This is a genomic window from Pseudomonas sp. GW821-FHT09D08, assembly GCF_059416305.1.
This window is the reverse complement of the sequence record NZ_JBWKOX010000010.1, coordinates 188,376-207,156: the sequence shown is the minus strand read 5'-3', so window position 1 is coordinate 207,156 and position 18,781 is coordinate 188,376. Positions and strand designations below refer to the sequence as shown.

Here is an 18,781-nt window from a genome sequence, read left to right as displayed (position 1 = left end):
ACGTGGGTTGCTCATGGCACCTCCTGATTGGCCTCAGTTTAAGGCATGGAGGTGTCTACGAAACCCGGGGCGATTCAGTGTTTGCCGGCAGTGGCGGACAATTTCCAGCGCTTGAGCGAATGTGCCGCCCCCCCTGCATCGGCGCTACGGGGTGGCGTAGGCAGTGTCCTGCCGTCCCTCTGCGTTGTTGTACACGATCACCTGCCGCCGCTTTGGCACGCGGGTTTGTGAAGTGCGCAAGCTAACGGACACATCCATTGATGGTGCGCCACCATGATTGACGATCACACGACTATCCCCCACTTGTTTTCGTACGGAGGTTCAGCCATTAACTGAGGTCATCGACTAGCGCTCAACGGCGGTTGGGAACAGCGCAGGGGAGACTTTTCGAGAATGGAACTGTTGGGCCTCAGGCTGGGGGCATCCTTTTCAAACCATCCAAAGCATGCCCACAGATGTGCGCCCAATGTAGCAATCCACTGGAAGTGAATGGAGCTCCATGGTTTGTGGAAAGGCAGAAATGTTCAGTCGAACAGCCTGCCCAATAACGCCTAAAGACTCTCAGGATCGCCAAAGAACATTTTGACTGGGCTCTAGCGCAGTATTTTCAGGTCGGAAAACCTAAAATATGCCCCCAGTTTTGCCCCCAGTAGCGCGGGATATGCGGGTGATCGAGATTGGCGATCTCTGAGGCGGAGCAGGGTGGTCGTCGATGGCTTTCAGTGTAACTCCTCATCGGATCTGACGGGAGGGGGCAGGGCTCATCAAGGACCAGCTAATCCGCTCTCGGTCGAGAACAGCAACTCCGATCGGCTGTGTTCGACCTAATATTTGCATCCGCGTAATTTGTTTGCTGGGCTTGGAGGTGTCTACGAAACCAAGAGCGATTCATGGTGAAACAACTCCAGCTAGCGATGCGGAAGCCAGGTAAGCAGACCCAAAATGTACCGCCTTATATCGTGCCGCTGTCGGTTCAGGCGCTGGAGATCGTGCGTCACTTGCTGGACCAGGTTGTTCCCGCACAGCGCTACTTATTTGCGCATCGAAGCGATCTAAGCAAACGAATCAGCGAGAACACGCTGAATGGCGCGTTGCGTCGAATGGGGTATGCCGATCAACTCACTGGTCATGGGATGAGGGCGACGATCTCGACGGCGCTGAACGAGATCGGATACCCAAAGGTGTGGGTGGATGCTCAGCTCTATTCCGCCGCGAATCGACCGGTAACCCTCACGGGCAAAGCGTCGCGCCAATGCAGCGCCAAGTTAGACGTACGGGATCGGAAGGTGCAGCCTGTGAGCGGCAGGTTCAATGCCCTACCAATTCTTCCAGCAACTGCTCCTTGTACCCCTGTAGCACTGATGATGTCCGGTCCCTCGGATGGGGCAGGTCTATCCGGATTTCATGCTTGATCCGGCCCGGATGTGCGTCCATCACGATCACTCGATCTCCCAGGTATAACGCCTCTTCAATATCGTGAGTGACCATAATCACCGTGCAACGCTGCTGTACCCAGATGCGTTGCAGCTCGCGTTGCAGGTGCACGCGGGTCAAGGCATCGAGGGCGCCCAGCGGTTCATCCAGTAGCAACACTTTGGGTTTGTTGATGAGCGCCCTGGCGATCGCGGCGCGCTGCGCCATACCGCCTGAGAGCTGATGGGGGTAGGCATTTTCAAATCCTTCAAGGTTCACCAGCCTGATGTGTTCAGCTACCTGACGGTCTTTCTCCGCCTGGGGCAGCTTGTGGTTTTTCAGGGCCAGGGCGATGTTCTGGCTGACAGTCATCCACGGGAACAGGCGGTGGTCCTGGAACACGATGCCGCGTTCCAGGCTGGTGGCGACGATACGTTTACCGTCCAGCAAAATATCGCCTCCGTATTCGGCTTCCAGGCCGACAATCAGTCGCAGCAGAGTGGATTTTCCGCAGCCGCTGGCGCCGACAATGCTGACAAACTCGCCAGGGCGCACGTCGAGCTGGATATCGTGCAACACCGGCAGTGAACGGCCCTCGATCTGGTATGTCTTGTTCAGGCCGCGAATCTGCAGCGCACCGGTTTGCACGTAAAGTGGGGAAGCGATTGCGTTCATATCAGGGCCTTTCAACGGAGGTTGCGCCAGCGCAACAGGTGGCGGCTCAGCAGGGTGAATAACAGGGTCATCAGGTAGCCGAGCAAGCCGATGCACAGCACGCTGAGCACGATCACTTCCATGCGCGAGCCGGCCTCTGCGTTCATCATCAGATTGCCCAGGCCCGCCCCGGAGGACAGGAACAATTCACTGCCTATCGCGGTGACCCAGGCGAATGCCAGCGCGTGCAGCACGCCGGTGGCGATACTCGGCAACGCCGCCGGCAGCAGCACCTGGGTGAATTGCTGAACAGGGGTGAGCACCAGCACCTGGCCAACTTCCCGGTAACGGCGCTCCACATGGCTGAAACCCTGGTAGGTGTTCAGTACCATCGGGTAGAACGCGGCAAGGGTGACGATCAGCACTTTGGAAAACTCGCCGTTGCCGAACCACATCGCAATCAGCGGGATCCAGCCAAGCATCGGTACCTGACGAATCGAGTGGAACAGCGGGCCGATCAAACGGTTGGCTACGCTGGACAGTGCCATCAGCACCCCCAGCATCACGCCGAACACAATGCCCAGTAGCAAGCCACTGCTGGTACGCGCCAGGCTTGCCAGCAGGTTGACCAGTAGTTCACCGTTGCCGAGCATTTCCAGCAACGCCGAGCCGATTGCCGATAACGGCACGAAGGCATAGGCCCCGGCAGCGTCCTGGCGTGAGGCGTATTCCCAGGCGAGCACCAGCAGCAGTGGCAGCAGCAGTCCTCGGGATTTTTTCAGTAAGGGCAGCATGTGAGGCTCCTAGCGGGTCTGCCAGCGAAACAGGCGCTGTTCGATACGGCGAAAGGCATAGTCGAGGGCAAACCCAATCACCCCGGTGACCACTACACCGACCATCACCACATCGATGCGCAGCATCTGCCGGGCCATCTCGATCATCTGCCCCAGCCCACTGTCGGCCGCCAGCAATTCAGTGGCGACCAGCACCACCCATGCACGGGTCAAGCTGATGCGAAAGCCGGTGATGATCGGCGGCGCGGCGGCGGGCAGAGCCACCAGGCGCACAAAGGTCGGCCAGCGCAAGCGGTACACGTCGGCCACTTCGAAGTAACTGCGCGGAATGCCGCGTACCCCTTCTCCTGCGGCGAGTGCCACCGGGAAGAACGCGGTTTTGGCGACGATAATGATCTTGAAGGTTTCATCAATGCCGAACAGCAGCACGAACATCGGTATCAACGCGATGCTGGGGATCTGGCGCAGGGTGTGGAACAGCGGCCCGCAGTACACCTCGACGTTCTTGGACAAGGCCATCAGCACGCCGAAGGCCAAGCCACACAGTGAACCAATGCCAAAGCCCAGGCCGAGCCGCGACAAGCTATTACCCAGGTGTTCGAGCAATTCGCCGCTGGCCAGCAGTTCTTCGAAGGTGTGCAGCACCTGGGCCGGTGGTACTAGCAGGTTGCGCGGGAAAATCCCGAGATGGGCCACCCACGTCCAGACGGCGAGCAAAGCCAGGGGCGAGATCAGCCAGGTGAGAGCGGTGAACAATCGATGGATGCGCATGGCAAGTCTTTTTCAGCGAAGTACAACGTGTCCATCGCAAAACATGTGCCACAACCCAACCCATCTGTAGGAACCCGGCTTGCCGGCGATGAGGCCCGTAAGATCAGCTCATGGCAAACGGGCAATTGGTGATGGGGTGCTGCTGGGGCAGCACCCATTCAGCAGCCGCCTCAGAAGTCGTAGCTCACGCTGGTGTAATAAAACGCCCCCTGTGCGCCTTCCGGGCTGGTGATGGAGTATTTCGGTACGCCGTACAACTGCGCACCATCGGATTTGTCAGGGTGGGTATCGAACAGATTGATCGCACCCACCGAGACTTTTACGCCTTTGTGGAAGGTGTACGACAGGTCGAGATCGGTCACCCATTGCGGGCTGTAGGTTTGATCCAGGCTGGGATTGGTGGCATTGAGGCTTTTCCATTCGCCATAGCGGCGCTGGGCCACGGTCAGGCCCCAGTTTTCATATATCCAGTTGGCGCTAAGGGTCAGCTTGGTGTCCGGCGTGCCTTCCTCGATCAGGCCCTGTGTGTTGCGCCCGACAATCTGCGAACCCTTGATATTGCCCACATCGCGCAAGCCGGTGATGGTGGTGTCGGTCTTGGCAAAGCCACCGCTCAGGTTCAGGCGACCCCATTGCTGCAGGTCCCACTGGTAATTGCCGGTCAACTCGATACCGTCGGTGCGGGTGTCGGCGACGTTGGTGTAGAACGCCGCGCTTTGGATATTGGCGTAGGGCGTACCGGCAAAGATCGGCGTGACCACGCTGGCGGGTAACTGGTCGGAAAGGGTGATGCGGTTATCGATGTTGATGCGGTACGCGTCCACCGTGACCGAGGCATTTTCCAGTGGGCGCCAGACCAGGCCCAGGGAATAGTTGGTCGACTCCTCTGGCTTGAGCGCCTTGCCGCCAAGCGCCTGGGCTTCCGGGCTGTTCGCGCGCAACGTACGTTGTTGCACCTCGACGAAGTTGCCGCTGCCCGGCGGTTGCTCTACCACCTGCACACTGAACGAGGACATGCCGCTCTGCACCAGCGAAGGCGCGCGATAGCCGGTACTCGCAGTGGCCCGTGCGGCGATCTGTGGGGTGAAGTCGTAGCGCAGGGACAGTTTGCCGTTGGTGGTGTCGCCAAAGTCCGAATAGTGCTCGGTACGCACCGCCACGCCGGCCTGGAATTTCTCGGTAATCTGGCCTTCGACGTCAATGTAGGCGCCCAGTACCTTGCGATCCAGCGAGGCGGCATCTACCTGGGTGATGCCTGAGTAATAACCGGGAATCCGGCGCCCGGTGATCGGGTCGGCCGTATTGAACAGCGGGCCGTTCTGCCAGCCTGCCGCTTCACCCGCGCTCAATTGGTAGTTTTCCTTGCGCCAGGCCAACCCGGCGGAGAGTGTCAGCGGCTTGAACAACAGGGCGGTGGGGAAGTCACGCACCCAGTCCAGGGTCAAGTTGGTCTGGTCGTTTTCGCGCTCTCCGGTGTAGATATTCGATGGGCTATTGGTGCCGTAGCTGGGGTTGATCGCATTGCGGTCGGTGGATTTGAGGGTGTTGTTGCCATGATTGAGCGCCAGGTCGAATTTGCCCAGACGCTCGTTCTCCCAGCGCAGCCCGCCGGTCACCGCATAATCCTCCAGGCCGTAGCGGGTGATCGGCAAGCGGCCGTCCGGGTAGCGCGCCAACGCGTTACTGCCGTAGTTGTTACGCAAGGTGGTAGGCGGGTCGAAGAAACCTTCGGCGTCGGTGTTCTTGTGGGAGTAGGTGACGAAGCCGTAGGCGGTCAGGCTCTCGCCGATGCCGACCTCGCTGTTGGCCACGAAGTTGTACTGGTCCGAGACATTGCCTGCCCCCCAACGCCAGGTGCGGTAGCGGTTATTCTGCTCGCGGGGCGTGTTAACGCTGGTATCGCCGGGGTAAAAGATCCGGTTGTCGGGGTTGGTGTCGCTGGCCGGGTCCTGGCTGCCGGCGTCGAAGCTCAAGGTCAGGAAACCGTCGTTGGGCAGGGTGAAACCCTTCCAGCCGCTGAGCTTACGCTGCAGGCCATCGCCTTTGTCATAGCCGCCAAAGCGATAGCCCAGGTTGCCGCCGTCGTCGTTTTCCTTGAGCACAATGTTGATTACCCCCGCGATGGCGTCGGAGCCGTATTGGGCTGCGGCGCCGTCGCGCAGGATTTCTACGCGCTGGATCGCACTCAACGGAATCAGGCTCAAGTCCACCGCTGCCGCGCCACGCCCATTCACCAGGCTCTGACGGGTGATATTCGCGCTGCTGTGACGGCGTTTGCCGTTGACTAGCACCAGCACTTGGTCCGACGCCAAGCCACGCAGCGAAGCGCCCTGGGCGATGGAGCCGCCGAAGGCGCCTTGGGGCGATTGTGGGAAGTTGAACGACGGCGACAAGGCGGTGAGGGCGCCGGAGAGGTCGGTGGCGCCGGTCTGCTGCAATTGCTCGCCGGACAGTACGTCGACGGGGGCTGCGCTTTGCAGGGCGGTCAGGTCGCTGCGGCGGGTGCCGAGTACCACTACGGTGTCCAGGTGATCGTTTTTTGCAGTGGGCTGCGTATCGTCTGCCGCAAAGACAGGCACGGCAAGGCTGCCCATGACCAGCGCAATGGCGCCGGCCAACGGAGTGCGTTGGAACATAAAAAGGTCCTTTCAGAATGTAGGAGCCCGGCTTGCCGGCTCCTACAGGGAGTGGAGGTGTGGTTGGGTTAGAAGCGGCTGGTCACGCTCAGGCCTACGGTGCGAGGGTCGCCGTAGGTGATCACGTACTGGCCCAAGCCACCGTTCGGCCGGCCATGGACTTGGTAGCGGCGGTCGGTGAGGTTGTTGACGAAGCCGGTGACGCTGAGTTTTTCGTCGGTGCTGTACCAGGTCAGGCGACTGTTGGCCAAGGTGTAGTGAGGCTGGCTCAGGTCCTTGTCGGCGCTACTCTGGCGGTCGGCGAGGAAGTATTCCTTGTCGCGGAAACTCACATCCGCCCCCGCCACCAGCTTGCCGCCGATTTCCAGTGGGATGGTGTAGTCGCCGCCTAAGGACACCACATTACGCGGCGAGCGCACGAAGCTGTTGCCGCTGTAGTCGCCGGTGACGGCGCCGGTGGTGGGGTTGGTGTTTTTGAAATCGGTGTATTCGCTGTCCAGGAACGAGATCGCTGCGCGCAGGTGCAGGTAGTCGGTGGGTTGGCCTTCCAGCTCAAGCTCGGCACCTTTGACCTTACCCTTGGCGCCGTTGGTCAAGGCGGTTGTCAGTACTCCGTTGTTAACCGTCAGCAGGTTCACCTGAATGTCCGAATAGTCGTAGTAGAAGATATTCGCGTTGGCGGTCAGGCGATGGTTGAACCACTCGGACTTCACGCCGAACTCATAGGCGTCGAGTTGTTCCGGGTCTACCGTGGTCAGTTGCGACAGGCTGGTGGACAACCCGGTGTTGAAACCGCCGGAACGGAAGCCATGGGCGTAGCGGAAAAACACGCGCACGTTGTCGTTGATGCGGTATTCCGGGGTCAGGTCGTAGGTCCAGGCTTCCCATGTTTTATCCTCCTGGCGATTGCCGTTGCTGCCGGCGGCGGCGAGCGGGATCAATGGGCCGTTGGCGGTGGCGCGGGTCAACTGGGTCAGGCTGAGGTCGATGTCTTTCTTTTCCTGGGTCCAACGCAGGCCACCGGTCACGCTGAAGTTGTCGGTGAAGTCGTAGGTCAGGTTGCCGAATAGCGCGTAGCTGTCAGTATTATGGTCGTAGCTCAGGTCACGAAAATCCGTGGCGCCCCCAATCTGGTTCGAACCTGTGCCATTGGGGGTCGGGCCGGGCTGGATAAAACGCCCGGCGGTGCTATCCAGATCTTCATGGAAATAGTGCGCACCCGCCAGCCAGCGCAGGGTTTCCTGCTGGGGCGAGGCCAGGCGGATTTCCTGGGAATACTGAGCGTATTTGTTGTCTGCGGTGGAGGTCCCGTTGACCTCGTACGGCGTGTAGTCGCCGTCACTGCTGGACTGGCCGCGAATATAGTCATAGGCGCTGATGGACGTGAGGGTGTAGTCGCCCAGGTGCCAGTTAAGGGTCAGCGAAGTACCGTCGTGATTGAGCTTGGAATCGTCTTTCACATTGAGCGCGATATCGCGCCCGGCCGGCCGCTGGTAGCCCACGTTGTAATAGCGGCCCAGAGTCAGCGCACCGTTGGCGCCATCGCCCTTGAACTCGCGGCTGTGGATCTTCCACAGCGCGTCCAGGTCGTCGTTGAGCTGGGCGAAGAACTGCAGGCGCACGGCCTTTTTGTTCACGTCACCGTAGGTGTGATCGTCCACCAGGTTCTTCTGGAAACCGTCGCGCTCTTCGGAGTACAGCGAGATCCGCGCGGCGAGTTTCTCATCCACCAGGGCACCGCCGAGGGCGCCGCTGAGGATGCGTTCGTTCTTGCTGCCAAAGCCGATGGTGCCGAAACCGTCGGTGTCGAACGTCGGTTTCTTCGAGATGATATTTACCGCGCCGGCCGTGGTGTTCTTGCCGTAGAGCGTGCCCTGTGGCCCGCGCAGGATCTCGATGCGCTCCAGGTCCCAAAGCGGGCCGCCACCGGCAATCGGTGCATTCAGGTACACGTCATCGGCATAAATGCCTACGGGGTAAACCGTGGCCGCACCAGTGTCGCCAGTGCCCAGCCCGCGGATGTACCAGCGCGGGCGACCGTCGCCGTCGGGATTCTTGGCCGAGGCGTTGGGAATGAAGGTGGTGATGTCGCCCATGTTACGTACGCCATCGGCGACGATGCTGGTGCCCTGGACCGCCGATACCGCCACCGGAACCTCTTGAAGGGTTTGCTCGCGGTGTTGCGCGGTGACGGTCACGGTCTTGAGTGACGGCTCGGTCTTGCTGGCGTCGTCTTCAGCGGCGTGCGTGCTGCCGGCGACGAGCAAAGCGAGCCAAAGGCCCTTGGTGATCGAATTGATTTTATGCATTGCAGTCTCCCCCGGAAAATATGTCCTTAAGGGGGGTAGAGCAGAGATCGTGCCAAGAGGATTTCAGTGTTAATGCATGATCGTAAGCTACTGATTTTAATTATAAAAAAAATATATAAAGCTGAGTTTTATAACGCTTTCAAGAGGCGTGAAAACGACCTGCGGAGGATTCAGCAGAAAGTGCGCGCAGGGTGCTGCTGGAGCAGCAGGGGAAGTGTTGCCAGGCCAGCACCGCTGGCACTGATCACACATTAATTGTAGGAGCCCGGCTTGCCGGCGCTGGCGTTTTCACGGGCGCCATCGCCGGCAAGCCGGGCTCCTACAGGCAGGGTAGGGCTAAACAGCGACGCGTGAAGTGGAACCGATGACTTTTTCCAGCACGCTGAAGTCGATCCAGTCGCGCACATCGAAGCGGCGCGGGATGAAGTTCCAGCGGAACAGGAAGTCGGTAAAATCCTGCAATGCATCGATCGAGCGCGAGTCCAGCGTGGTCCGCAGTCGACGGTGCGCATCTTCACCATAGGCGGCCGTGACCCAGTATTCGCTGGTATTGAGTTCTTTGGCGAGAAAGCGCCGGGTTTCATCCGGGTTGGCCCAGGCCCACTGCTCGGTGCGCAGCACGGTATCGACGATTTTCACGCTGGCATCGAAATGCTCTTGCAGCAGGTTGATATCCACGGTGAGGGTGCGCGGCGTGCCGTTGTTGCTGCGGATCAACGGGTCAGGGTGCGAGCCAGTATCTACTACGACATGCAAGCCGAACTCATTGGCCAAGTGCACAGCGTGGGCGCCCTTGAGAAAGATCGCGTCGATATCGCCGCGCAGCAGGCCGATCAGTTCATTGTTGCGCCGGCTGAAGCGGCTGACCCCCAGTCCGATTTCGGGGCCATACACATAGGAGGTCTGGTTATCGCTGTAGGTCCCGCCATAGGGGTAATCCACCAGTTCCACGTCCGACACGTTCAAACCTTCGAGTTTGAGTGCGTTTTCCAGGCCACGCAGGGCCTGGGCACGCGTGAAGTCGATCTGTACATTGGCCCACTTGGGCAGACCGAAACGGCGGTTTTTCAGGTCGCGTACGTTCTTGACTCCGCTCTCTGCGGTGGTCAGGATCAACTGCACCTCGTCGCTCCACGACAAGCCCAGCACGCGGGTTTCGACGCCACTGGCGTAGGCCCAGATCGCCGGGATATTGCCACCGTGGCGCACCGAATTCTGCAGGTGATGGTCATAGTGGGCTTCGCGCACTTCCCGCTCGGTGGACTCGCGCAACGATTGGATATTGGTGCCAAAGGGCAGGAAGGCTTCGGCCAGTCGCCCGGACTGCACCGCGATGCCAAGCCCGGTGGGGACCGGGCTGTGGGTATACCAGAGAGTATCGAGTGGTTTGCTCATAAAATTCTTCGTTCAAATCCATGAAATGTTCGCACATTGCAGGAGCCCGGCTTGCTGGCGATGGCGCCCGTGAATGATGCAGTAATCATTAGGAGGCCATCGCTGGCAACCCAGCTCCTGCAGGGTTGGCGTTGTCGTTGAGCACAGTGTTCAACGGCCGTGCATCGATCCATTCACGCACATCGAAGCGCTGTGGAATAAAGCGCCAACGGTGCAAAAAGTGGGTGAAGTCCTGCAGGGCAGCAATCGCCTGTTCATCCAGCTCGGTACGCAGGCGCAGGTGCGCGTCGTGACCATAGGCGGCTGTCACCCAATACTCGCTGCTGTTGGTTTCCCGCGCCAGGTAACGGCGGGTGTCTTCCGGGTGGGTATGGGCCCACTGTTCGGCGCGCAGCACCGCGTCGAGGATGCCAGTGGCCACGTCAAAATGGTTCTCCAGCAGGTTCAGGTCTACCGCCAGCGTGCGTGGGGTGCCGTTGTTGCTGCGGATCAGTGGGTCGGGGTGGGCGCCTGTATCGATCACGATATGCAGGCCGAAATCATGGGCGTGCTGGGCGGCGCTGGCGCCCTTGAGGAAAATTGCATCCACCTCGCCGCGCAGCAGGCCGATCAGTTCCAGGTTGCGCGCGCTGACCTGGGTGTTAACCGGCGTGCCGGCTACATTGCGCACGGCGCTGTCACTGAAGGTACCGCCGTAGCGGAAGTTGACAAGCTTCACATCGCCGACTTTCAAGCCTTCCAGCGACAGCGCGTTTTCCAGGCCGCGCAGGGCCTGGGCGCGGGTGAAGTCGATTTGAACGCCGGCCCAGTCCGGCAAGCCGAAGGTGCGGCCGTTGAGGTCCTTGACGGTCTTGATGCCGCTGTCCGGGCGGGTCAGGATCAGTTGCACTTCATCCGCCCAGGACAAGCCGATCACCCGGGTTTCGCGGCCTTGGGCGCGGGCCCAGATCGCCGGGATATTGCCGCCATGGCGCACCGAGTTCTGCAAGGTGTGGTCGAAGTGCGACTCGCGCACGGCCTTGTCATTCGATTCGCGCAGGGACTGCACCTCGGTGCCCAAGGCGCCGACGGTGTCTTGCAACCAGCCCTTTTGTACGGCGATGCCCAGCCCGGTTGGCACAGGACAACGGGTATACCAGAGAGTGTCGAGGGGTTGTGTCATCAGAGGTTCTCCCCCAGCGCTTAGGCGCTGGCTTTCAAAGGTTGGATCGCCGGGCGTTGGTGCACCAGCGGCAATACTTCCTGGCCAATGCGCAAGGCTTCCTCAAGGTGCGGGTTGCCGGCAAGGATAAAGGTCGAGAAGCCAGCGTCGCGGTATTCCACCAGGCGCTCGGCGATGTTTTCGTGGCTGCCCACCAGGCCGACGGTGGGTCCCGGCTTGGCCTTGGCGAAACCAGCCCAGAGGTTGGGGCCGATGGTCAGGTCGTCGAAGCGGTCGACGTTCTGGTGATAGGCGGTCTGCCGCGCGCCGCCGACTGAATCCGAACCGCTGGTAAAACCTTTGGCAACCGTACTGGTCTTGCCTTCGAGTTTGTCGAATTGGCGTCGCAGGTCTTTCCAGGCCAGCTCTTCGGTCTCACGGGCGAACAGGTCGACCCGCAGGCCGAAACGTACCGTGCGCCCTTGTTTGTCAGCCAACTCGCGTACGCGCTCGATATGCGGCTTGAGCTTGTCGATGGGCTCGGCCCAATTCAGGTACACGTCGGCGTGTTTGGCGGCAACGCCCAACGCAGCATCGGAGAATCCGGAGAAATAAACTCCTGGCTTGCGCTCATGACGCAGGCCGGTGGGCAGGGCACCGTTTTCCAGTTGGTAGATCTCACCGTCGTAGGAGAATTTTTCGTTCTTCCACAGGCCCTGGATGATGTCCAGGAATTCGCCGGTGCGCTTGTAGCGCAGGTCATGTTCGAGGAAATCACCATTGGCGCGCTGGCTCGCGGGGTTACCTCCGGTGATGATGTTCCACTCCAGGCGGCCACGGCTGAGGTTCTGCAGGATCGCGGCTTGCTGCGCGGCGTAGGCGGGCAGGGTCCAGGTGGCTTGGAAGGCGATCAGGAACTTGATGCGCCGGGTTTCGCGGGCCAGCGCTGCAGCGGCGATCCAGGGCTCGGGGCCAGTGGGCAGCAGGGCGCCTTCAAAACCTGCAAGTTCGGCGGCCTTGGCCACTTGGGCGATGTAGTCGATGTAGGTGAAGTCATCCGGCTCGCCGTTGGGTAATCGCCCCGGGGCGATATTGCCAGGTCGGTAGTCGGGGTTGCCACGGTTGTGTTTGTCGGTGGTCAGTTGCGGACCGTCGGTGCCCAACGGCAGGCGCCAGAAAAATTCAGTGCTCATGGGTGCTCCTGATTTGAGTCGTGCAAGGGGCGCAGACCTGATGCGCAAGGTCTGTGCAACGTGCATGCCATGGGCGCTTCGGCCAATGGCTACGGGGGCAACCGCACTTCAGCAGGAGAGGGCTGCTGCTGTAGCAGCAGCCTCCCAGCAACCAATGCTGGACGCGCAACATAGGCTTTCAGGGGGCCGGCACGCCGGCTCCTACAGGGCGATGGCGTCAGGTTGATGGGCGCTGCGCAGGTAGGTGTGGTACAGCGCTGCATAGGGCCCGGCCTGTCCGATCAATTGCTGGTGTGGCCCCAGTTCCACCACTTGGCCGTGGCGTACGACGGCAATCCGGTCGGCATCCCGAATCGTTGCCAGGCGGTGGGCGATGATGATTGCCGTGCGCCCCTCACACAGGCGTCGCAAGGCCCGTTGGATACGCCGTTCGGTATGAATATCCACCGCCGACGTCGCCTCATCCAGTACCAACACCGCGGGGTCCGCCAGGTACGCGCGCACCAGGCACACCAGTTGCCGCTGGCCATGGCTCAGATGTGCCCCCAGTGGCCCTACTTCAGTGTGGTATTGATGGGGCAGGCGTTCCAGCACTTCATCGGCGCCCAGCTCACGGGCAGCGGCGACCAGCGTTGCATCATCGGCCTGGGGCGCGGCCAGGCGCAGGTTGTCGAGGATGCTGCCGCTGAACAGTACATTGTCCTGCAACACCACGCCCACATGGCGACGCAAGGTATGTTGTGCCAGGTCGCGCACATTGATGCCGTCGAGTCGCACGGCGCCGGCTTGGACTTCGTAGAAGCGCGTCAGCAGTTGCACCAGGGTACTTTTGCCGTGGCCGGACGGGCCGACGATCGCCAGCACTTCTCCTGCTGGAATATGCAGGTTCAAGCCTTTGATGACGGGCGCCTGACCATAACCGAACACCACCTGGTCAAACTGTACTTCCCCACGAGCGCGTTCCATTGCGCGGGGGGTGGCGCTGTCGACGATCTGCGGACGCGTGTCAAGCAACAGGAAGATCCGCTGGGCCGACGCCGAACCCGTGGCGTAGCGTTCAAACAGGTCCGACAGCTCCTGCAAAGGCCCCAGGAACAGAAACACGTAGAACAGGCTTTCTGCCACCTGGCCGACACTGACGTCACCCGCCGCCAACCCATACGCACCCACCAGCAGTAACAGCGCGATGCCTGCCGAACTGAGCAGTGCGGTAAACGGTGCAAACCACGACGAGCGCAAACTGCCGCGAATCAACGCATGGTTGAAATCATCCAGCAGCACGCGATAGCGCTGCAGGTTCGGCGTCTCCTGGGCGCACTGTTGCAGCAAGCGCGCACCGCTGACACTTTCCACCAAGTGCGCAGTAAAGCGGCTGCGGTTCTCCGCGACCTTGGCCCAGTTGCGCTGGGAAATACGCTTGAAGCTCCATGTCGCGAGCACCAGCAATGGCACTGTCGCCACCAGACTGAGGAAGAACCGTGGGTCGATGCGCCAGAGCATTACCGAGGCCAGGCCGCAGCGCAGCACGGCGCCCAGCAATTCCGGCGGACCCTGGATCACCAGTGGTTCGAGGGCGTCGACATCGCGGTCGACCCGGGAAATGATGCGCCCTGCACGAGTCTGGTCGAAGTAGCTCACGCTCAGGTTCTGCACATGGGCAAACACCTGTACGCGCAAGGCATTCAACACGCGGATCGCCGCGCCGCCGGCAACAAACTGCGAGACCCCGGCCACCAGGAAACGCGCCAGCCAACTGGCCGCCAGGCCCAGGCCCAGCCATAGCACCAGGCGTTCATCCAGCAGCCAATGATCGGCTTGCCGGATCAGCCCTCGGTCCAGCAGCTCGCGCACAAACCAGGGCCGCAGGAACACGGTGAACACCAGTAGGATCTCAAGGCCGATGACAGCCGCAATCTGCCGTCGGATCGGTCGCAGTAACGGCAGCAAGCGTTTGAACATGCCACGATCGAGGGCCTTTTTCGCCAGCATTTCTTCGATTTCGATATCGCTCAAGGCTTTGCCTGGCAGCGGGTTAGCCATGGTCTATCCCCAGCAGGTCGCGGTAGTGCGCATTGGTTGATTGCAGTTCAGCATGGGTGCCTTGGGCGGTGATCCTGCCGTCGCCCAGCATCAGCACGCGGTCGGCCAGCAGGATGGTCGAGAGCTTGCTGGAGATCACCAGCACCGTGGTGCCGCGCAGGTGTCGCAGGTTGTGCAGCACCTGGCGCTCGCTGATGGCGTCGAGGGCGCTGGTGGCGTCGTCCAGGCACAGGATGTCGGGTTTTCCGAGCAGCGCGCGGGCCAGGCACAGGCGTTGGCGCTGGCCGCCGGATAAGGTCACGCCCCTATCGCCGAGAGGGGTTTCAAGGCCCAGGGGCAGGCGCTGCAGGACATCTTCAGCAGCGGCTTGATGCAACGCTTCGCGCAGTTCTTCGTCAGTGGCATTAGGCGCGGTCAGGCGCAGGTTGGCCGCCAGGCTGCCGGCAAACAGGAAACTCTCCTGGGGTACCACATGCACTCGCTGACGCAGCGGGCCCAGTTGCAGGTTACGGATGTCCTGCCAGCCGTCGTTGTCCGAACCGAGCAACAGGCGCCCGGCGGTTACATCGCTCAGGCGTGGCAGTAAGCTGGCGAGCAGGCTCTTACCGGTACCGGTTGCGCCCACCAGCGCGACGATTTCACCCGGCTGCAAGGTCAGCGAACAGCCGTGCAAAATGTCGCGGCCACCACCGGGCGCGGTCACGCTGATCTGTTCCAGCTTCAGTCCCAGCGGGCTGGCGGGTAGGGTGGCAGCACCGCTGCGGATCGTGGCGGGGGCGTCCAGCAGTTGCCAGATGCGTTCGGCGCTGGCGCGGGCATCGGCGAAGGTCTGCATTACCCGGCCGATGCCCTCTATACGAAATACCAGGGTGGTGGCGATCAGCAGCGAAGTGACCAATTCGCCGATTCCCAGTTGACCGGTCGCCACCAGGTGCGCGCCGTATACCAGGATCCACACGTGACCCAGCGCCACTACGGCCTGGGGCAGCGGAATACGTGAGCTGGAATAAGCCAGGGCCTGACGCGCCAACGTAGCAAACACCGCCACCTGATCGGCAAAGCCCTGGATACGCTGCTGTTCCAGGGCGAACGATTTGATCACCCGCACGCCGCCAATACCTTCGCTGAGGTCCTGGTTGACCCGGTCATAGGCGCTACCGACCGCGCGATCCAGGCTCACCAGTTGTTCGGTCTGGCACACGAAAATCGCCAATCCGGTCACCGTCAGCAACAGCGGCACCAGCCCCAGCAGCGGGTTGTACCAGCCCAGCAGGCCAACCGTGGCCAGCACCACCAGCGGTGTCTCTACCAACTGCCGCCAGAAGGTGATCAACGCATCGCGGACTTTGTCGGCATCACGGGTGGTGCGGGTGATCATTTCACCCATGCCGTGCTGCCAGTGATAGCCCAGGTGCAGGCTTTGCACCTGGGCCAGGATGCGTTCGCGCAGGCGCGTCAGCAGTTCCTGGCTGATCACCAGCGACAACACGCTGGCGATGTATTGCAGCACGCCACGTCCCAGGGCGACGGCCAGCATCAGGCCCAGCCAGTACCAGCCAAGGCCGGCATCCAGGCTGCCGTCGCCGAGGCGTACCGCGGCACGCCCGGCGCTCACGTCATTGACTGCATGGCCGATCAGCCATTGCTGCCAGACCAGGCCCAGGTTGATGGCCACATACAGCGCGGCCACCAGGGTGAATCGCCAGGGCATTTCCCTATAGATCGCCAGGCTGCGTAGAAGAGGGTGTCGTTCGATCATGAAAAGCCCATTGGCATAAACGGCGTATAAGGGCACACACAACACCCTACGGGGATTTATTTGCGTGTAGCGCCCTGGGTTTCCTTGGCGTTGAGGATCGCGGTGTATTCACCGGGGTCCACGCCATTGAGGTAGTAGTTGCCCACATGGTGCAGGCGCCAGCGGATCGGGTCGTGGGTGGTGTGCACCCGGGCATTGCGCCAGAAGCGGTCGAGGTTCCATTTGCTCAGTGATGAACTGGCCCCCAGCAGCGAGAAGATATCGCTGGAGATCTTCAGCGAGGCGCTGTCCGAATGGGCGCGGGCAGTTGCCACCGAAAGGATCAGCTCGTCTTGCAGCTCTTTGTTTTCCGGGTCTTGCTCATGGCGGTCAAATATCCGTGCCGCATCGCGCAGCAGGGACTCAGCGGCGCGCAGGGCCACGGCGTATTCGCCAATCTGTTTGATGATGTGCGGCTCTTCATTGGCATGGTCTACGCCGCTCTCCACCCAAGGCCGAGCGTTGTGCTTGAGGTAGTCGACGGAAGCCGACAACGCGCCGGCCGCGATACCGGTATCAATGGCCGCGTGAAGGATCTGCGGGAAGGTCAACCCCGTACGCTTCATTGGGCCCTTGCGGCGTGAAACAAAATCCTCATCCAGCACGATATTGTCGAAGTTCACCGTGCCACTCACCGAGTTGTTCTGGCCGAAGGCGTCCCAGTCGTCCACCAGGGTCAGGCCTGGCGTGTTGCGGTTGAGCAGTACGCCGGCACCGCCGTCATCCGAGGCGGCCGTGAGGGAGATCCATTCGGCCAGGTAAGAGCCCGTGGAGTAGAACTTGCTGCCATTGAGCACCAGGGCGCCGTCCTCACGGCGTTCGACGCGGGTCTTGAGGGCGAACTTGTTCTTGCCGCCTACCTCCGCCAGGGCGTTGCCGAAACGCTTGCCAGCCAGGACATCGCTGACCAGCCGATCGCGTACTGCGTCCGGGTAACCGTTGAAAATCCCGCGCAGCATCACATTGTGGATTTGCAGCAGTTGCCCGACGCCGCCGTCGGCCACCGAAATGATGCGCACGGTTTCGACGATGGTCTGCACCGATGCGCCCAGGCCGCCGAAGGCCTTAGGTACACCGATGGCGGTGATGCCGCTTTCGGACAGCAATTGCGCCTGGCGCCAGGGCAGTTGGCCATTTTGCTGGGTGTCGGCGGCAATGCTGGCGATCTCCACGGCGATTTCTCTGGCGGCGTCGATGGCCTCGGTTTCGCTGTGCAGGTGGCGGGCGGGCGCCTGTTCATACGTTGTCATTCATTCATCCTTTGGTTTGCCCCGTTCCTCTATGGCTGTGCGTCATCGTTGACGAACATCGCCGGCAAGCCGGCTCCTGCGGGGAGGTTGGTGTTGGGAGGGCTTGAGCAAGTTCTGCGCCAACGAGCAAAACCCTGCTGTATGGGGGAAGGGACGCGCCGGTTTGCTGCTGGGGAAGCAGCGTCGTGAAACGGCTGCTGGAAGAGCAGCAGTGCTGTTGGCAGGCCAGCAGTCGCGTTTGGATGTTTGTTTCGATGCCCTTGTAAACCGGGGCTTTGAGCGATTGGCACGCCCTCTGCAATACCCCCCTTTACTGACTTGCCCAATTTAATGGAGCTGCCCATGACCCTTTCCGCTGTCCTGCCCACGCCTGAGCTTGAGCAGATCTGGTTTACCCGTTGCCCGGTGCCGACTGCGTCCGGCATCGCCTACAAGCTGGGCTGGTTGAGCGAGGAGTTCGCCTCCGACGGTCTGCCGGTGTCCACCTTGCAGGAGGCGCGTCAGTTGGGCCGGCACCACTACGATCACGATTTGCCGGGGCTGTTTCGCGAAGGCGGCAACGTCCCTGCATTGGCCGCACGTGCTGCGGGTGCGCCGAGCCGCTTGATCGGCCTGACCTGGATCGAGGAATGGCAGACCATCCTGGTCCGCCCGGACTCCGGCATCACCCGTCCCGCAGACCTAAGGGGCAAGCGCCTGGCCCTACCAGCCTGGGGTGAAAACCGTCCCGGCAGCATCGCTCGCGCCATGAGCCTGCATGGCTATAAGGGCGCATTGAGCCTGGCCGGACTGGGGTTTGATGATGTGGAACTGGTGGAAGTGGCATTGCAGGATCAGGAACAAGCGCCTGACCCGCAGCAAGGTTTGCAGCGCTTGTGGTCCGGCCTGGATTACCTGGTGCGTGGAGAGGTGGATGCGGTTTACGTCAAGGGCGCTTCGGCGGCCGACGCCGCACGCCGCCTGGGGCTGGTGGTGGGGATCGACTTGGACCTGATCGCCGAGCCGCGCTACCGCATCAACAATGGCACGCCGCGTCCGATCACCGTTCACCAGAGCCTGCTGGACAACCACTTTGACCTGGTGGTGCGCTTTCTCGCGCAAACCCTCAGCGCCGCCGATTGGGCGGCCAACAACCGCGACAGCCTGAACGCCATTCTAGAAGAAGAAACTCGCGCCGGCAGTGCCGGTGTGGCCGAGGCTTATCGCGGTGATTTCCACACCACCCTGGCGCCGGACCTGTCTGCCCAGCGCCTGGAATTCCTCGATATCCAGAAAGATTTCCTCTACCTGCACGGCTTCCTGGAGCGCGATTTTGTGATCGCCGACTGGGTCGACCCGCGCCCCCTGCAAGCTGCCCATGAACTGTTGGCCAAGCGCCGCGCCTGAA

General features: G+C 61.2%; 12 protein-coding genes and 1 pseudogene. 2 read left to right on the top strand and 11 right to left on the bottom strand.

The genetic code is table 11. The features are described from left to right. Positions 1–890: 890 nt before the first annotated feature. Positions 891–1,211, top strand: a pseudogene (locus tag AC07OP_RS19025) (tyrosine-type recombinase/integrase); the annotation flags it as partial. A gap of 97 nt (positions 1,212–1,308) precedes the next feature. On the opposite strand, the gene AC07OP_RS19020 reads toward AC07OP_RS19025, so the two are convergent. The 11 genes from AC07OP_RS19020 to AC07OP_RS18970 all read right to left on the bottom strand — a co-directional run bounded on the left by AC07OP_RS19020 (position 1,309) and on the right by AC07OP_RS18970 (position 17,394). Beyond that, the gene (locus AC07OP_RS19020) at positions 1,309–2,088 is read right to left on the bottom strand and encodes an ABC transporter ATP-binding protein (protein ID WP_115488704.1); all 780 of its coding nucleotides are present in this window, start codon (positions 2,086–2,088) and stop codon (positions 1,309–1,311) included. A gap of 11 nt (positions 2,089–2,099) precedes the next feature. Then, positions 2,100–2,861, bottom strand: coding sequence for an ABC transporter permease (locus AC07OP_RS19015; RefSeq protein ID WP_065941386.1), 762 nt, complete (start codon positions 2,859–2,861; stop codon positions 2,100–2,102). A 9-nt stretch (positions 2,862–2,870) separates the two neighbouring features. Further along, entirely contained in the window at positions 2,871–3,632 is a 762-nt protein-coding gene (locus AC07OP_RS19010; RefSeq protein WP_115488703.1) for an ABC transporter permease, read from the bottom strand. Between the two features lie 170 nt (positions 3,633–3,802). Further along, positions 3,803–6,268, bottom strand: a complete 2,466-nt coding sequence (locus AC07OP_RS19005) for a TonB-dependent receptor plug domain-containing protein (protein WP_495103280.1) — start codon at positions 6,266–6,268, stop codon at positions 3,803–3,805. Positions 6,269–6,336: 68 nt separating this feature from the next. After that, entirely contained in the window at positions 6,337–8,577 is a 2,241-nt protein-coding gene (locus AC07OP_RS19000; RefSeq protein WP_495103279.1) for a TonB-dependent receptor, read from the bottom strand. Positions 8,578–8,913: 336 nt separating this feature from the next. Further along, the gene (locus tag AC07OP_RS18995) at positions 8,914–9,972 is read right to left on the bottom strand and encodes an ABC transporter substrate-binding protein (protein ID WP_065941389.1); all 1,059 of its coding nucleotides are present in this window, start codon (positions 9,970–9,972) and stop codon (positions 8,914–8,916) included. A gap of 88 nt (positions 9,973–10,060) precedes the next feature. Then, positions 10,061–11,134, bottom strand: a complete 1,074-nt coding sequence (locus AC07OP_RS18990) for an ABC transporter substrate-binding protein (RefSeq protein WP_065941390.1) — start codon at positions 11,132–11,134, stop codon at positions 10,061–10,063. A 20-nt stretch (positions 11,135–11,154) separates the two neighbouring features. Beyond that, positions 11,155–12,306, bottom strand: a complete 1,152-nt coding sequence (locus AC07OP_RS18985) for an LLM class flavin-dependent oxidoreductase (protein ID WP_065941391.1) — start codon at positions 12,304–12,306, stop codon at positions 11,155–11,157. 201 nt (positions 12,307–12,507) lie between these two features. Continuing rightward, positions 12,508–14,346: an ABC transporter ATP-binding protein gene (locus AC07OP_RS18980; protein WP_495102146.1), complete on the bottom strand. Its 1,839-nt coding sequence runs from the start codon at positions 14,344–14,346 to the stop codon at positions 12,508–12,510. Then, a complete protein-coding gene (locus tag AC07OP_RS18975; RefSeq protein ID WP_495102145.1) occupies positions 14,339–16,105 on the bottom strand; it encodes an ABC transporter ATP-binding protein in 1,767 nt (588 codons plus the stop codon). The genes AC07OP_RS18980 and AC07OP_RS18975 overlap by 8 nt, the downstream gene beginning before the upstream one ends. 56 nt (positions 16,106–16,161) lie before the next feature. Next, positions 16,162–17,394, bottom strand: coding sequence for an acyl-CoA dehydrogenase family protein (locus AC07OP_RS18970; RefSeq protein WP_495102144.1), 1,233 nt, complete (start codon positions 17,392–17,394; stop codon positions 16,162–16,164). Between the two features lie 342 nt (positions 17,395–17,736). Between AC07OP_RS18970 and AC07OP_RS18965 the strand changes: the two genes are divergently transcribed. Further along, positions 17,737–18,780, top strand: a complete 1,044-nt coding sequence (locus AC07OP_RS18965; RefSeq protein ID WP_495102143.1) for an ABC transporter substrate-binding protein — start codon at positions 17,737–17,739, stop codon at positions 18,778–18,780. Position 18,781 lies beyond the last annotated feature (1 nt).

Coding starts and splice junctions, on each gene's coding strand:
- AC07OP_RS19005 (WP_495103280.1), bottom strand. CDS start 6,268: ATGTTCCAACGCACTCCGTTGGCCGGCGCCATTGCGCTGGTCATGGGC.
- AC07OP_RS18970 (WP_495102144.1), bottom strand. CDS start 17,394: ATGACAACGTATGAACAGGCGCCCGCCCGCCACCTGCACAGCGAAACC.
- AC07OP_RS18985 (WP_065941391.1), bottom strand. CDS start 12,306: ATGAGCACTGAATTTTTCTGGCGCCTGCCGTTGGGCACCGACGGTCCG.
- AC07OP_RS18995 (WP_065941389.1), bottom strand. CDS start 9,972: ATGAGCAAACCACTCGATACTCTCTGGTATACCCACAGCCCGGTCCCC.
- AC07OP_RS19015 (WP_065941386.1), bottom strand. CDS start 2,861: ATGCTGCCCTTACTGAAAAAATCCCGAGGACTGCTGCTGCCACTGCTG.
- AC07OP_RS19000 (WP_495103279.1), bottom strand. CDS start 8,577: ATGCATAAAATCAATTCGATCACCAAGGGCCTTTGGCTCGCTTTGCTC.
- AC07OP_RS18990 (WP_065941390.1), bottom strand. CDS start 11,134: ATGACACAACCCCTCGACACTCTCTGGTATACCCGTTGTCCTGTGCCA.
- AC07OP_RS18975 (WP_495102145.1), bottom strand. CDS start 16,105: ATGATCGAACGACACCCTCTTCTACGCAGCCTGGCGATCTATAGGGAA.
- AC07OP_RS18965 (WP_495102143.1), top strand. CDS start 17,737: ATGACCCTTTCCGCTGTCCTGCCCACGCCTGAGCTTGAGCAGATCTGG.
- AC07OP_RS19020 (WP_115488704.1), bottom strand. CDS start 2,088: ATGAACGCAATCGCTTCCCCACTTTACGTGCAAACCGGTGCGCTGCAG.
- AC07OP_RS18980 (WP_495102146.1), bottom strand. CDS start 14,346: ATGGCTAACCCGCTGCCAGGCAAAGCCTTGAGCGATATCGAAATCGAA.
- AC07OP_RS19010 (WP_115488703.1), bottom strand. CDS start 3,632: ATGCGCATCCATCGATTGTTCACCGCTCTCACCTGGCTGATCTCGCCC.